At 70.5% G+C, this 14637-nt stretch carries 12 protein-coding genes; all 12 read right to left on the bottom strand.

What is annotated here, in order from left to right; translation table 11 throughout:
* Positions 1–21: 21 nt before the first annotated feature.
* Complete coding sequence (locus tag CCN72_RS11590) at positions 22–663, bottom strand: cell division protein SepF (protein ID WP_037653104.1); 642 nt, start codon at positions 661–663, stop codon at positions 22–24.
* 127 nt (positions 664–790) lie between these two features.
* Positions 791–1510 carry a YggS family pyridoxal phosphate-dependent enzyme gene (locus tag CCN72_RS11585; protein WP_086807447.1) on the bottom strand — a complete coding sequence of 240 codons (720 nt, stop codon included), beginning with the start codon at positions 1508–1510 and terminating at the stop codon, positions 791–793.
* A gap of 6 nt (positions 1511–1516) precedes the next feature.
* Positions 1517–2245, bottom strand: coding sequence for a peptidoglycan editing factor PgeF (gene pgeF / locus CCN72_RS11580; protein ID WP_086807446.1), 729 nt, complete (start codon positions 2243–2245; stop codon positions 1517–1519).
* Positions 2242–3450, bottom strand: coding sequence for a cell division protein FtsZ (gene ftsZ, locus CCN72_RS11575; protein WP_037653098.1), 1209 nt, complete (start codon positions 3448–3450; stop codon positions 2242–2244). Before ftsZ ends, pgeF begins: the two co-directional genes overlap by 4 nt.
* 278 nt (positions 3451–3728) lie before the next feature.
* Positions 3729–4523 (bottom strand): cell division protein FtsQ/DivIB, encoded by a 795-nt coding sequence (locus tag CCN72_RS11570; protein ID WP_086807458.1) that lies wholly within the window; start codon positions 4521–4523, stop codon positions 3729–3731.
* A gap of 26 nt (positions 4524–4549) precedes the next feature.
* The gene (gene murG / locus CCN72_RS11565) at positions 4550–5638 is read right to left on the bottom strand and encodes an undecaprenyldiphospho-muramoylpentapeptide beta-N-acetylglucosaminyltransferase (RefSeq protein ID WP_037653096.1); all 1089 of its coding nucleotides are present in this window, start codon (positions 5636–5638) and stop codon (positions 4550–4552) included.
* 6 nt (positions 5639–5644) lie between these two features.
* Positions 5645–7006 carry a putative lipid II flippase FtsW gene (ftsW, locus tag CCN72_RS11560; RefSeq protein ID WP_085564301.1) on the bottom strand — a complete coding sequence of 454 codons (1362 nt, stop codon included), beginning with the start codon at positions 7004–7006 and terminating at the stop codon, positions 5645–5647.
* A gap of 68 nt (positions 7007–7074) precedes the next feature.
* A complete protein-coding gene (gene murD, locus CCN72_RS11555) occupies positions 7075–8511 on the bottom strand; it encodes a UDP-N-acetylmuramoyl-L-alanine--D-glutamate ligase (protein WP_208637977.1) in 1437 nt (478 codons plus the stop codon).
* Entirely contained in the window at positions 8493–9566 is a 1074-nt protein-coding gene (mraY, locus tag CCN72_RS11550) for a phospho-N-acetylmuramoyl-pentapeptide-transferase (protein ID WP_085564303.1), read from the bottom strand. Before mraY ends, murD begins: the two co-directional genes overlap by 19 nt.
* Entirely contained in the window at positions 9563–10969 is a 1407-nt protein-coding gene (locus CCN72_RS11545; protein ID WP_086807444.1) for a UDP-N-acetylmuramoyl-tripeptide--D-alanyl-D-alanine ligase, read from the bottom strand. Before CCN72_RS11545 ends, mraY begins: the two co-directional genes overlap by 4 nt.
* Before the next feature lie 4 nt (positions 10970–10973).
* A complete protein-coding gene (locus CCN72_RS11540) occupies positions 10974–12494 on the bottom strand; it encodes a UDP-N-acetylmuramoyl-L-alanyl-D-glutamate--2,6-diaminopimelate ligase (RefSeq protein WP_086807443.1) in 1521 nt (506 codons plus the stop codon).
* A 163-nt stretch (positions 12495–12657) separates the two neighbouring features.
* The gene (locus CCN72_RS11535; RefSeq protein ID WP_279630230.1) at positions 12658–14610 is read right to left on the bottom strand and encodes a peptidoglycan D,D-transpeptidase FtsI family protein; all 1953 of its coding nucleotides are present in this window, start codon (positions 14608–14610) and stop codon (positions 12658–12660) included.
* Positions 14611–14637: the final 27 nt, after the last annotated feature.

The raw sequence follows: 14637 nt of genomic DNA, 5'->3' as shown, positions 1-14637 counted from the left end.
TACTGCGGTCCGGTCTGCGTCTCAGCTCTGGTTGAAGAACCCGCCCTCTGCGATGCGGGCCTTGTCCTCCGCCGTGACATCGACGTTAGCAGGAGACAACAGGAACACCTTCTGCGTCACCCGCTCGATACTGCCGTGAAGACCAAACACCAAACCGGCCGCAAAGTCGACAAGTCGCTTGGCGTCTGTGTCATCCATCTCAGTCAGATTCATGATCACCGGGGTGCCTTCACGGAAGTGTTCCCCGATGGTACGGGCCTCGTTGTAGGTCCGTGGGTGCAATGTGGTGATCCGGTAAGGCTCTCGTTCCGACACGACCTTGGGCATGATCACCGGCGCGTTCTTCTCCAGGGACTGACGTTCTTGTGTGATGGACGCCACGGGCGCGATCCGCGCCGGGCGACCGGATTCCGCGGGTAGCGAAGCCGCCCGGGACACCGGTTCACGGGGCGCCGGAGGCTGCACCACTCGCACCGATTCATCCCTTTGGGGCTGATGTGCATCATGCGGTTGATGCAGCGGCTCGTGCCGCCGGTGGTCCCGCTCGGGCTCCGGGTCCAACTCGGGCTCGAAATCGTCATCGGGGTCGAATCCGCGGCCGTCGTACCCATCGTCCTCCACGAGGCCGAGGTAGACCGCCATCTTGCGCATCGCGCCGGCCATGCTCTGAGTCCTCCGCTCTGTGGTGGATCGGCTGACGACTGCCAAGTGCCCGCGATCCACGCGGTCGTTGTGTCCGTTTCGCGAACACTGACCATATTTTCTGCTGTGGTCCGACTTCCTGGCGACGTTACCCGAGCCGGGGACGGACACCGAGTACCGCAGTGCCGACGCGCACATGTGTCGCCCCGGCCGCCACGGCCTGCTCCAGGTCCGCACTCATCCCTGCCGACACCATGGTTGCAGCCGGATGGGCTCGGCGCAGGTCAGTCGACAAATCCATGAGGCGCTCGAACGCCGCCTGTTCGCGTCCCGCGTACTCACCGGTGAGCGGAGCCACGGTCATCAGTCCGTCGAGCCGCAGTCCGGGCGAGCCGGCGACGAGGTCGGCCAACTCTTCGATTCCCTCGGGGGCCACGCCCCCGCGCTCTCCCCGTCCGCTCGCGTCCGCGTCGAGCGCGACCTGGATCAGGCACCCCACCTCGCGCCCGGCGCGCACCGCCTCCTTGGACAGCGCGGTGACGAGCCGTGCGCGGTCGATCGACTGCACGACATCGGCGTAACCGACCACGGAACGCACCTTGTTGGTCTGCAACTGGCCGACAAAGTGCCACTTCAGGGGCAGATCCGCACAAGCCGCCGCCTTCGGCGCGGCATCCTGGTCGCGGTTCTCGGCGACATGGCGCACACCGAGCTCCGACAGGATCCGCACATCGCTCGCCGGGTAGGTCTTGGTGACCACGATCAGGGTCACCTCCTCCCGCCGCCGGCCCGCGGTCGCGCAGGCGCGGGCGATGCGCTCCTCCACATTCGCCAGATTCTCGGCGAGTTCGGTCTTACGGTCCGTCATTCCCCATCAGTCCAGCCAGACATAGGACGCGAGCCGCCCGGTGGTGCGGTCGCGGCGGTATGAGAAGTGGTCCCCCGACTCCAGCGTGCACACCGGCGAATGCGCCCGGTCGCACACCCCGAGCCGGTCGAGCTGCGCATGCACTCCGGCGCTCACGTCGACCGCCGGTGTGCCCCAGCTGGTTTCAGCGTGCGCCGTCGGCTCCACCGCCGCCACCTCGGCCCGCATGGTCTCGGGTACCTCGTAGCACCGGCCGCAGACGGCCGGTCCGGTGCGGGCGACGATCCGCTCGGGCGCGGCGCCGAGTTCGACCATGGCCCGTACGGCGGCGGGGACGACCCCCTTGACCATGCCGGGCCGGCCCGCGTGGGCCGCGGCGGCGATCCCGGCGACGGGGTCGGCGAGCAGTACCGGCACGCAGTCGGCGGTGAGGACCGCGAGGGCGAGTCCGCGCCGGGCGGTGACAAGGGCGTCGACCTCCGGCACCGGACGGGTGCCCCAGGGCTCGTCCACCACGGCCACCTCGGCGCCGTGCACCTGGTTCATCCACACCACACGGGCGGGGTCCAGGCCGAGCGACGTGGCGGCCAGTTCCCGGTTGGCCGCCACCGCCTCGGGCGTGTCGCCGACGGCGCCGCCCAGGTTCAGCTCCTCATACGGAGCGGCGCTCACCCCGCCCCACCTGTCGGTGAAGGCGAAGTGCGCGCCGCTCACGCTCTCGCGCCGACCTATCACTTCAGGAAGTCCGGGACGTCCAGTTCCTCGGCCGCGCTGTCCGAGTAGGCGGGACGCGGCGCCGGGGTGAGCGGCGGCGCGACCGGGATGTCGGCCACCGGCTCGGGGGCCGGCTCCGGCTCCTCCTTCGGCTTCACGCTGCCGAGCGAGCCGAAGGACGGACGGCTCTCGGACTGCCGTACCGGCGTGGGCTCCTCGCGGCGGGCGGGGGCCGAGGTGGAGGCCGCGCCCAGGGTGTTCTCCCGGCGGGCCGGCGGCTGACCGCCGTCGAAGCCGGCCGCGATCACGGTGACGCGGACCTCGTCGCCGAGGGCGTCGTCGATGACCGCGCCGAAGATGATGTTGGCCTCGGGGTGGGCTGCCTCGCTGACCAGCTGGGCCGCCTCGTTGATCTCGAAGAGGCCGAGGTCGGAGCCGCCGGAGATGGAGAGCAGCACGCCCCGGGCGCCGTCGATGGACGCCTCCAGGAGCGGCGAGGAGATCGCCATCTCGGCCGCGGCCACCGCGCGGTCGTCGCCGCGGGCCGAGCCGATGCCCATGAGGGCCGAACCGGCCTCGGACATGACCGACTTCACGTCGGCGAAGTCCAGGTTGATCAGGCCCGGGGTGGTGATGAGGTCGGTGATGCCCTGCACACCGGAGAGCAGGACCTGGTCGGCGGACTTGAAGGCGTCCAGGACCGAGACCTGGCGGTCCGAGATGGACAGCAGCCGGTCGTTCGGAATGACGATGAGGGTGTCGACCTCTTCGCGCAGTTCCGCGATGCCGTCCTCGGCCTGGTTCGCGCGGCGCCGTCCCTCGAAGGTGAACGGGCGCGTGACCACGCCGATGGTGAGGGCGCCCAGCGAGCGCGCGATGTTGGCCACGACGGGTGCGCCGCCGGTGCCGGTGCCGCCGCCCTCGCCGGCGGTCACGAAGACCATGTCGGCCCCCTTGAGGACCTCCTCGATCTCCTCGCGGTGGTCCTCGGCGGCCTTGCGGCCGACGGCCGGGTTGGCGCCGGCGCCGAGTCCGCGGGTGAGTTCCCTGCCGACGTCCAGCTTGACGTCGGCGTCGCTCATCAACAGCGCCTGTGCGTCGGTGTTGATGGCGATGAACTCGACACCCTTGAGACCGACCTCGATCATCCGGTTGATGGCATTGACACCACCGCCGCCGACACCGATGACCTTGATGACTGCGAGGTAGTTCTGCGGTGCTGCCACGTCGAAGGCCTCTCGCCTCGAATTACGTCGCCGCCGCGGGCGGTTGCCCGCGCCGTGACGACAGATGCCGAATGGGACGGTCCGTAGCGCCGACCCGAACCCTAAGCCTGAAGTTTAGGGTTACCAGTGTGTCTGTTCCCTGGAGTCTTCTGAACAGGACACTAAGTCGACAAGCGGCGCCCGTTCAACGAACACGCCGAACCTCCCGTTTTTCTTTTCACCCTATGTGATCAGCCATAGCGCTGCCCAACCAGGGTGCTGGCCTGCACTGATGCGCGTCAACTCGCCGATGACACAGGGGCGGTGGGAACGCTGACGTCGAAGTGGCGTGCGCCGGAAGCTGCTTTCATGAGTGCGGTGAGGGTCCGTGCCTTGGCGCGGCCGTTCTCCCCGCTCCCCCAGGCGACGGTGCGGCCGTCGGCCAACTCCAGCCGGATGTCGTCGTAGGAGTGCACCTCGACGGTGCCGGTGCGGCGCCGGACGGAGCCCGGCAGTTCGCCGGCCACCAGGACCGCCTCGCGCACCAGCCGGTCGGTGCCGAAACGCCGCAGGCTCGCGGCGGCCGAACCCGACGAGGACACGGACATCCGCAGCAGCGGAACGCCCTTGGGGGCCTGCGCGATCGTGGCGAACCGGACACCCTTGTGGTCGACTTCGACGAAATTCTTTCCTTTTCGCACCAGAAGGACCGGGGTTCGCTCGGTCACCTTCAGCTCGATGCCGTGCGGCCAGGAACGGGACACGTCGACCGTGTCAATTCGTGGCAGTTTGCGGCGCATTCGGGCCTCGATGGCATCGGTGTCGACCGACGCCAAAGGCGCCCCCACCGGTACGGCGGCGGCGTCACGCACCTCGGCGGGCGTCAGCACCCGGGTGCCGGAGACCGGGACCCGGGTGACGCGCAGCCACGAGGAGCCGTACAACACCCAGACGGTACCGGCCGCTACGAGCACCACGGCCAGGGCCAGGATGACGATCGTACGAAGACGTAGTCGCTTTATCCTTCGGACGAGCGGAGGGCCGGACGACTCCTGCTGGCGTTCCCCGCGTTCGCGAGTCGTCGGTCCGGCCACCCTCACTACCCTTTCGTCATACGGTCCTAACGGCGCGAGGCGATGGCCTCGTACACCATGCCGACGAGCAGCTCGTCGGCGTCCCGGCGGCCGAACTCGCTTGCGGCGCGCGACATCTCGTAGAGCCGGTGCGGGTCGGCGAGCACGGGCAGCACATGGTGCTGCACCCACTCGGGCGTCAGTTCCGCGTCGTCCACGAGGAGTCCGCCGCCCGCCTTGACCACCGGCTGGGCGTTCAGCCGCTGTTCACCGTTGCCGATGGGCAGCGGTACGTAGGCGGCCGGCAGTCCGACGGCGGAGAGTTCGGCGACGGTCATCGCGCCCGCGCGGCAGAGCATCATGTCGGCCGCGGCGTACGCGAGGTCCATCCGGTCCAGGTAACTTACCGGGATGTAGGGGGGCATCCCCGGCATCTGCTGGACATGCGGCAGTTCGTTCTTCGGGCCGACCGCGTGCAGGATCTGGATACCGGCCTGCTGGAGCCACGGGGCGACCTGCTGGACGACCTCGTTGAGCCGGCGCGCGCCCTGCGAGCCGCCGGAGACCAGCAGCGTGGGCAGGTTGGGGTCGAGGCCGAAGCGGTGCCGGGCCTCGGGGCGCACGGCCGCGCGGTCCAGCGTGGCGATGGAGCGCCGCAGCGGGATGCCGATGTAGCGGGAGCCGCGCAGCTTGCTGTCCGGCGTGGAGACGGCGACCTGCGCCGCGTACCGGGACCCGATCTTGTTGGCCAGGCCCGGGCGGGCGTTGGCCTCGTGGATCACGATGGGCACGCCGAGCCGCTTGGCGGCGAGGTAGGCGGGCAGCGCGACATAGCCGCCGAAGCCGGCCACGGCGTCCGCCTTGGTGCGTTCGAGGATCTGCTCGGCGGCCTTGATGGTGCCGCGCAGCCGGCCCGGGACGGTGATCAGCTCGGGGGTGGGCTTGCGTGGCAGCGGCACCGCGGGGATCAGCGCCAGCTCGTAGCCGCGCTCCGGGACGAGCCGGGTCTCCAGGCCACGCTCCGTGCCCAGGGCCGTGATCCCCACGCTCGGGTCCTGCCTGCGCAGGGCGTCCGCGAGGGCGAGCGCGGGCTCGATGTGGCCGGCGGTCCCCCCACCGGCGAGTACGACATGCACCGAAATTCACCGCTCTCCGGACGAACGCGCCGCCGAGGCACGCCGTCGCATCGTGTTCCATCTCCGAGGCCCCCGATCCGCACCGGAGCCTCCCGCCCGCTTTCTACCAAAGCGAGGTTGCCGCAGCGCAAGCGCCGTCCGCGCAGCGGGGTCGTCGCGCGCGAACGCGATCAGCAGCCCGATGGCGAACATGGTCGGCAGCAGGGCGGATCCTCCGTAGGAGAACAGCGGGAGCGGGACACCGGCGATCGGCAGCAGACCGAGCACCGCACCGATGTTGATCACCGCCTGAGCGATGATCCAGGTGGTCACGCCTCCCGCGGCGTACCTCACGAAGGGGTCTTTCGTGCGTCCGGCCACGCGGATACCCGCATAGCCTAGAGCCGCGAACAGGGCGAGCACCGACAGTGTCCCCGCCAGGCCCAGTTCCTCACCGGTGACCGCGAAGATGAAGTCGGTGTGCGCTTCCGGCAGTTGACCCCATTTTTCCACACTCGCGCCGAGCCCGGAGCCGAAGAGTCCGCCGGAGGCCAGCGCGTAGATGCCGTGCACGGCCTGCCAGCAGTCGGCGCCCTGGGCCCGGGGTTCGGTGGCGCCGATGCAGGCGAGGCGGGCCATCCGGTTGGGGCTGGTCTCGATCAGGATCACCCCGATCACGACCGCGACGGAGAGCACGCCCGCGAACAGCCGGGTCGGGGCGCCCGCGAGCCACAGCAGTCCGAACAGGATCGCTGTGAGAATGATCGCGGTTCCCATGTCGCCGCCGAGCATGATCAGTCCGAGCAGCAGGAAGGCGGCCGGCACCAGCGGCACCAGCATGTGCTTCCACTGGGTCAGCAGTTTCCGCTCCTGCTTGCGGGCGATCAGGTCGGCGCCCCACAGCACCAGGGCGAGCTTGCCGAACTCGCTGGGCTGGATCTGGAAGGAGCCGCCGAGGGAGATCCAGTTCTGGTTGCCGTTGACCGACATCCCTATCCCGGGGACCTGCACCAGGGCCATCATGAAGACGGCGCCGGCGAGGATCGGGTAGGCCAGCGCCCGGTGCAGTTTCACCGGCATCCGGGAGGCCGCGAACAGCAGGATGCCGCCGATCACCGCGGCCAGCAGCTGCTTGCGGAAGAAGTACGAGCCGGGCAGCGACATCTGGAGCGCGGTGACCTGGGAGGCCGAGTAGACCATCACCAGGCCGAGCACCGTGATCAGCATGCTGCCGCCGACGATCAGGTAATAGGCGGTCAGCGGCCGGTCCCAGGCCCGCCGGGCGCGCGTGACGAGCCGCTGTACGGGGTTCTCGCGCCCGGGCCGGGGAACGGCGGGACGCCGGGACGCCCGCTGCACAGGGGGCTTTCCGGTACGGCTACTGGGCATCGGCGCCTCCACTGGACGTCGGCCGCCCCTCGCGTCCCTCCCAGGATCCGCCCGGCGGGCGGCCGGGGTCAGGCGCGGAGTTCGCCGACCGCCGTCGCGAACGCGTCACCGCGCTGGTTGTAGTTGGTGAACATGTCCATGGAGGCGCAGGCCGGAGCGAGGAGCACCGTGTCGCCGGCGACCGCGAGCCGCTTGGCCTCCGTCACCGCCTGGAGCATCGCCCCAGTGTCGGTCCGGTCGAGGTCGACCACGGGTACTTCCGGGGCGTGTCGCGCGAGGGCGTCGCGGATCAGGGCCCGGTCGGCGCCGATCAGGACGACGGCGCGCAGGTGCTTCGCCGAGGCGGCGACCAGTTCGTCGAAGGTCGCGCCCTTGGCGAGGCCGCCCGCGATCCACACGATCGACTCGTACGCCGCCAACGATGCCTGCGCGGCATGGGTGTTGGTGGCCTTGGAGTCGTCCACGTAGGCCACGCCGTCGAGGTCGGCGACGTGCTCGATGCGGTGGGCGTCCGGCCGGAAGGAGCGCAGTCCGTCCCGTACGGCCTGGGCGGGCACCCCGAAGGCGCGCGCGAGGGCCGCCGCCGCGAGGGCGTTGGCGATGTTGTGCGGGGCCGGGGGCCGGACGTCGGAGACCTCGGCCAGCTCCTGCGCGTTCTTCTGCCGGTTCTCCACGAAGGCGCGGTCGACCAGGATGCCGTCCACGACGCCGAGTTGGGAGGGCCCGGGGGTGCCGAGGGTGAACCCGATGGCCCGGCAGCCCTCTTCGACGTCGGCCTCGCGCACCAGGTCCTCGGTGGCCTTGTCGGCCACGTTGTAGACGCAGGCGACCTGGTTGCCCTCGTAGATACGGCCCTTGTCGGCGGCGTACGCCTCCATGGAGCCGTGCCAGTCGAGGTGGTCGGGCGCGAGGTTGAGGACGGCGGCCGAGTGGGCGCGCAGCGAGGGCGCCCAGTGCAGCTGGTAGCTGGACAGCTCCACGGCGAGGACGTCGTACGTCTCCTCGCCCAGGACGACGTCCAGCAGCGAGACCCCGATGTTGCCGACGGCCGCCGTGCGCAGGCCCGCCGCCTCCAGGATGGCGGCGAGCATCCGCACAGTGGTGGTCTTGCCGTTGGTGCCGGTGACGGCCAGCCAGGGGGCCGCGTCGGGCCCCCGCAGCCGCCAGGCCAGCTCCACGTCGCCCCAGACCGGTACGTCCGCCTCGGCGGCCGCCTGGAAGAGCGGCTTGCCGGGCTGCCAGCCGGGGGTGGTGACGATCAGCTCGGTGCCCTCCGGGAGGGTCGCGCCGTCACCCAGGCGCACGGTGATGCCGAGTGCCTCCAGGCCCGCGGCCTGCTCGCGGGAGCGGGCGTCGTCGCCGTCGTTGACGACGGTGACGAGCGCGCCGCGCGCGTGCAGTGCCTTGGCCGCCGGGATGCCGGAGACGCCGAGTCCCGCGACGGTGACGTGCTTGCCCTGGAAGTCGAAGGGCGCCGAGCCGGTGGTCACTTTTCCGCTGCCCATCCCGCGTAGAAGAGGCCCAGTCCGACGATCACACAGATGCCTTGGATGATCCAGAAGCGGACCACGACCAGGACCTCGGACCAGCCCTTGAGTTCGAAGTGGTGCTGGAGTGGTGCCATCCGGAAGACGCGCTTCCCGGTGAGCCGGAAGGAGCCGACCTGGATGACGACCGACATGGTGATGAGGACGAACAGGCCGCCCATGATGGCCACCAGCAGCTCCGTGCGGGAGAGGATGGCCAGGCCGGTGAGGACACCGCCGAGGGCGAGCGAGCCGGTGTCGCCCATGAAGATCTTCGCCGGGGACGTGTTCCACCACAGGAAGCCCAGGCAGGCGCCCATCAGCGCGGAGGCGACCACGGCGAGGTCGAGCGGGTCGCGCACCTCGTAGCAGGCGGCCGGGTTGGTCAGGGTCTGCGCGTTGGCGCAGGACTCCTGGTACTGCCAGACGCCGATGAACGTGTAGGCGCCGAAGACCAGGACGGAGGCGCCGGTGGCGAGGCCGTCCAGACCGTCGGTCAGGTTCACGCCGTTCGACATCGCCAGGATCATGAACAGCGCCCAGATCACGAACAGCACCGGGCCGATCGACCAGCCGAAGTCCGTGATGAACGACAGCTTGGTGGAGGCCGGGGTGTTGCCGCGGGAGTCGGGGAACATCAGCGCCAGGACGGCGAAGGAGATGCCGACGATCAGCTGGCCGGCCATCTTCGCCTTGGCGCGCAGACCCAGCGAACGCCGCTTGACGATCTTGATGTAGTCGTCCAGGAAGCCGACCAGGCCCATGCCGACCATCAGGCCGAGCACCAGCAGACCGGAGAAGGACGGCGGCTTGCCGGCGATCACCTTGGACAGGAAGTACGCGGCGACCGTGGCGAAGATGAAGGCGATACCGCCCATGGTCGGCGTACCGCGCTTGCTGAGGTGCTCGCGCGGGCCGTCGTCACGGATGAACTGACCGTAGCCCTTGCGGGCCAGCAGCTTGATCAGCAGCGGGGTGCCGACCAGGGTGAGGAAGAGGCCAATGACACCCGAGAACAGGATCTGGTTCATCATCGGGCGGCAACCTCACCCTCGGCACCGGTCTCCAGCAGCGCCGCGGCGACACCTTCGAGCCCCACCGAACGGGACGCCTTCACGAGGACGACGTCCCCCGGGCGCAACTCGCTGCGCAACAGGTCGATCGCCGCCTGTGCGTCGGACACGTGCACCGACTCCTCACCCCACGAACCCTCGTTATATGCGCCCAGTTGCAGCCAGGAGGCCTCAATCCCCCCGACGGCGACGAGCTTGCTGACGTTGAGCCGGACGGCGAGCCGTCCGACGGCGTCGTGCTCGGCGAGCGCCTCGTCCCCCAGCTCGGCCATCTTGCCGAGCACCGCCCATGTACGCCGTCCCTTGCCCATCGCCGCGAGTGCCCGAAGGGCGGCCCGCATGGACTCGGGGTTGGCGTTGTAGGCGTCGTTGACGATGGTCACGCCGTCCGGGCGCTCGGTGACCTCCATGCGCCAGCGGGAGAGGGAGCCCGCTCCGGAGAGCGCGGTGGCGATCTCTTCCGCGGACATGCCCAGCTCATGGGCGACGGCGGCCGCGGCGAGCGCGTTCGACACGTGATGCTCACCGTACAGGCGCATGGTCACATCAGATGCACCGGAGGGTGTGTGAAGCCTGAAGGCGGGCTGTCCGGTCTCCGTGAGTCGTACATTCTCGGCACGTACGTCCGCTTCGGCCGACTCTCCGAAAAGAATCACCTTCGCCTTGGTACGCGGTGCCATGGCACGCACCAGCGGATCGTCGGCGTTGAGCACGGCCGCGCCGTCCTCGGGCAGCCCCTCGATGATCTCGCCCTTGGCCTGGGCGATCTGCTCGCGGCCGCCGAACTCGCCGATGTGGGCGGTGCCGACGTTGAGGACGACGCCGATCCGCGGCGGGGTCAGGCCGGTGAGGTAGCGGATGTGGCCGATGCCGCGGGCGCCCATCTCCAGGACCAGGAAACGGGTTTCCTCGGTCGCGGTGAGGGCGGTCAGCGGCAGCCCGATCTCGTTGTTGAACGAGCCCGGCGTGAACACCGTGGGCGCCTTGCCGCTCAGCACCTGGGCGATGAGGTCCTTGGTGCTGGTCTTGCCGGCCGAGCCGGTCAGGGCGACGAGGGTCGCGCCGAGCCGGGCGACGACGTGCCGGGCGAGGGCGCCGAGGGCGTTCTGGACGTCCTCGACCACGATCGCGGGCACGCCGACGGGGCGCGACGCCAGTACGGCGACCGCGCCCGCCTCGACGACCTGCGGTGCGAAGTCGTGGCCGTCCACCCGCTCGCCGACGAATGCGGCGAACAGGCTGCCGGGCACCACTTCCCGGGAGTCCCGGACGACCGGTCCGGTGACCTGCACGGACGGATCCGGTATGTCGTGCGTCTGCCCGCCGACGACAGCTGCGATCTCGGCGAGGGAGAGGGCGATCACAAGTTCATCCCTGGGTCTTCTGGATAGCTTCGCGAAGCACCTGGCGGTCGTCGAAGGGACGGACCACACCGGCGATGTCCTGGCCCTGCTCATGGCCCTTGCCCGCGACCAGCACGGTGTCGCCGGCCTGGGCGCGGCCCACGGCGGCGGTGATGGCGGCGGCCCGCTCCTCGAAGAGGAGCACCTCGCCGCGCTCGTGCGCGGGCACGGAGGCCGCGCCCTGGAGCATGGTCGCGAGGATCGCGAGCGGGTCCTCGGAGCGGGGGTTGTCCGACGTCAGTACGGCCGTGTCGGCGAGCCGGGCCGCGGCGGCGCCCATCGGGGCGCGCTTGGTCTGGTCGCGGTCGCCGCCGCAGCCCAGGACGATGTGCAGCCGGCCCTTGGTGACCTTGCGCAGCGCCTTGAGCACCGACTCGACCGCGTCGGTCTTGTGGGCGTAGTCCACGACCGCGAGGTAGGGCTGTCCGGCGTCGACGCGCTCCAGGCGGCCGGGGACGCCCGGGACGGCGGCGATGCCGTCGGCGGCGGTCTGCGCGTCCAGGCCGGCCGCGGCGAGGGCGACGACGGCGGCGAGGGTGTTGGCCACGTTGAAGGGGCCGGCCAGCGGCGACCTGGCCTGCACCCGCTCGCCGTTCGGGCCGAGGACGGTGAACGTCGAGTCCAGCGGCCCGACCTGGACGTGCTCGGCGCGCCAGTCGGCGTCCGGGTGGCCCTCGGCGGAGAAGGTGACGACGGGGACGGTGGCCTCGGCGGCGAGGCGGCGGCCGTACTCGTCGTCCACGTTGACGACGCCGAGTTTGCTGCGTTTCGGCGTGAAGAGCTGTGCCTTTGCCCGGAAGTAGTCCTCCATGTCGGAGTGGAACTCCATGTGTTCCGGGCTGAGGTTGGTGAAGACCGCGATGTCGAAGACGCAGCCGTCGACCCGGCCGAGGACCAGGGCGTGGCTGGAGACCTCCATGGCGACCGCCTCGACACCGCGTTCACGCATGACGGCGAACAGGGCCTGGAGATCGGTGGCTTCGGGGGTGGTGCGCTCGGACTTGATGCGCTCGTCGCCGATGCGCATCTCGACGGTGCCGATCAGTCCGGTGGCCTTCGCGGTCCGCAGGCCGCCCTCGACCAGGTAGGCCGTGGTGGTCTTGCCGGAGGTGCCGGTGATGCCGATCTGGAGCAGGTCGCGCCCGGGGTGGCCGTAGATGGTGGTGGCCAGTTCGCCCATCCGGGCCCGCGGGTCGGGCACCACCAGGACCGGCAGTCCGGTCGCGGCGGCGCGCTCGGCGCCGGTCGGATCGGTGAGCACGGCGGTCGCGCCGAGGCCGGCGGCCTGGGTGACGAAGTCGGCGCCGTGCAGGCGGGCGCCCGGGAGGGCGGCGTACAGATCGCCGGGGCGGACGGCGCGCGAGTCGTGGGTGATCCCGGTGATCTCGGCGGTGGCGTCCGGGGCGGCGGCACCCAGCTGATCGGCCAGCTCCGCGAGGGGTGTGGCGGAGACGTGGACCGGTCGCGGCGGTCCCGGATATGTCACGGAAGCGCCCTTCTGGGTGGTTTGGGACTGATCAGCGTGTGGCACGGCGGTGAGCGTACCGGGCGTACCCGCCTCGGAGCGAAGCGAGGGCTCGGGGGGCCGGTGGTTCCCGGGTCCTGGGGTGATCGTTGTCACTGGCTGGATCCTGTGCTTTCGGTGCTGGTCAGGGCTTGTAGGAGACCGGCAGGTTCGCGGGCGGCGCGCCGGTGGGCGGGACCTGGAGGGTCTTCAGGGCGAACTCCATGACCTTCTTGTAGATGGGCCCGCAGATCTGGCCGCCGAAGTAGCCGCCCGAGGTGGCGTTCTGGATGGCGCAGTAGACCGTGATGCGGGGCTTGTCCGCGGGGGCGAAACCGGCGAAGGACGAGGTGTAGCCGCGGTATCTGCCGGTGGCCGGATCCACTCGGTTGGCGGTGCCGGTCTTACCGGCGACGTTGTAGCCGGGGATCCGCGCGGAGATGCCGGTGCCCTGTTCGTCGTCGACCACGGACTCCAGCATCTCGGCGACCGACTTGGCGGTCTTCGCGCTGACGACCCTGGTCTCCTCGGGCTTGGCCGCGGGGGTGAACCGGCCGTCGGGTCCCTTGGTGCCGCGGATCAGGCTCGGCTGGACGCGGACACCGCCGTTGGCGATGGTCGAGTACACGGACGCGGCCTGGAGGGCGTTGATGGAGAAGCCCTGGCCGAAAGGGATCGTGTACTGCTGCGAGGTGGACCACTTCTGCGGCGGCGCCAGGATGCCCGGGGTCTCGCCCGGGAAGTGCAGCCCGGTGTAGCCGCCGATGCCGAACTTGCGCAGATAGGAGTAGAGGACCTTGTTGGCCTGCGGCTGGGTCTTGCCGAGCTGGCCGGTGGCGAGGATGGTGCCGATGTTGCTGGACTTGGCGAGCACGCCGTTGAGCGTGAGGTCCCAGGTGGCGTGGTCGACGTCGTCCTGGAAGAGCCGGTCGCCGCGGTGCAGCCGGTTGGGTACGACGACATGGGTGAGCGGGGTCGCCGCGTTCTCCTGGAGGATGGCGGCCATGGACATCACCTTGGCGGTGGAGCCGGGCTCGTAGGCGTCCTGGACGGCCGCGTTGCCGAGGGCGTCCGGGTCCGCCTTGGAGAGGTCGTTGGGGTCAAACCCCGGCGCGTCGGCCATGGCGAGGATCTGACCGGTGCGGGTGTCCTGGACGACGACGTAGCCGCGGTCGGCCTTGGACTTCTTCACCTGCTCGGTGATGGCGTTCTGGGCCGCCCACTGGATGTCGCGGTCGATGGTCAGCTCGACATCGGAGCCGGGCACGGCGGGCGTCTCGGCGGAGCCCGCGGTGGGCACCTCGCGACCGCCGGACTGGGCGTAGCGGATCTTGCCGTTCTTCCCGGCGAGCTGCTTCTCCAGCATCTGCTCGATGCCGCCGCCGCCCTGGCCGTCGGCGTTCACCCAGCCCAGTATCCCGGCGGCGAGGTCGCCGTTGGGGTACACGCGCTGGCTGCTGGGATCGGCGAAGACCCCGGCCAGGACGTTGGCGGTGCCGGTCTTCTGGGCGAGGGCCGACTTCAGGTCCTTGATCTGCTTCCAGACCTGGGGGGTCTGCCGGGTGGCGAGCCGCGCGTAGCGGGAGTTCTTGTCGGCGGGCCGCAGCTTCTTGACCAGGGCGGCCTGGTCCTGGCCGAGAATCGGCGCGAGAAGGGCGGCGGCCCGCTCGGGTCCGTCGGCGATCTTCAGCTGCTTGGCGCTGAACATCGTCGGGTCGGCCGTGATGTCGTAGGCGTCCTCACTGACGGCGAGGGCCACGCCGTTGCGGTCGGTGATGCCGCCGCGCTCGGCGGCCAGCGTATGGACGACGTACCGGTTGACCTCGGCCTTCGCCGCGTACGCGCTGGCCTCCACAGCCTGCACCTGGAGCAGTCGTACGACGAAGACGGCCAGCACCAGGCCGAGGGCGAGGCCCACCAGGCGCAGCCGGGGCCGGGGGCTGCCGAGCCGCAGCGGGCGCTGGGCGGGCACCCGGCCGGTGCTCGGGCGCCGGACCGGGCGGGCGCCGGGCCCTGGCCGCCGGCGTACGGCACCCTGCGGCCGGGACGGCTTCGCGGGGCGGGGCACGCGGCGGCGCGGGGGTTCCCTGTCGGACACTTCCGTCACCTGCCGGGGGTCGGGGTG

Origin of the sequence: Streptomyces murinus, assembly GCF_002154555.1 — a bacterium.
Lineage (GTDB): Bacteria > Actinomycetota > Actinomycetes > Streptomycetales > Streptomycetaceae > Streptomyces > Streptomyces murinus.
The sequence above is the reverse complement of the archived record's forward strand: the minus strand, read 5'-3'. Positions and strand labels throughout refer to the sequence as shown.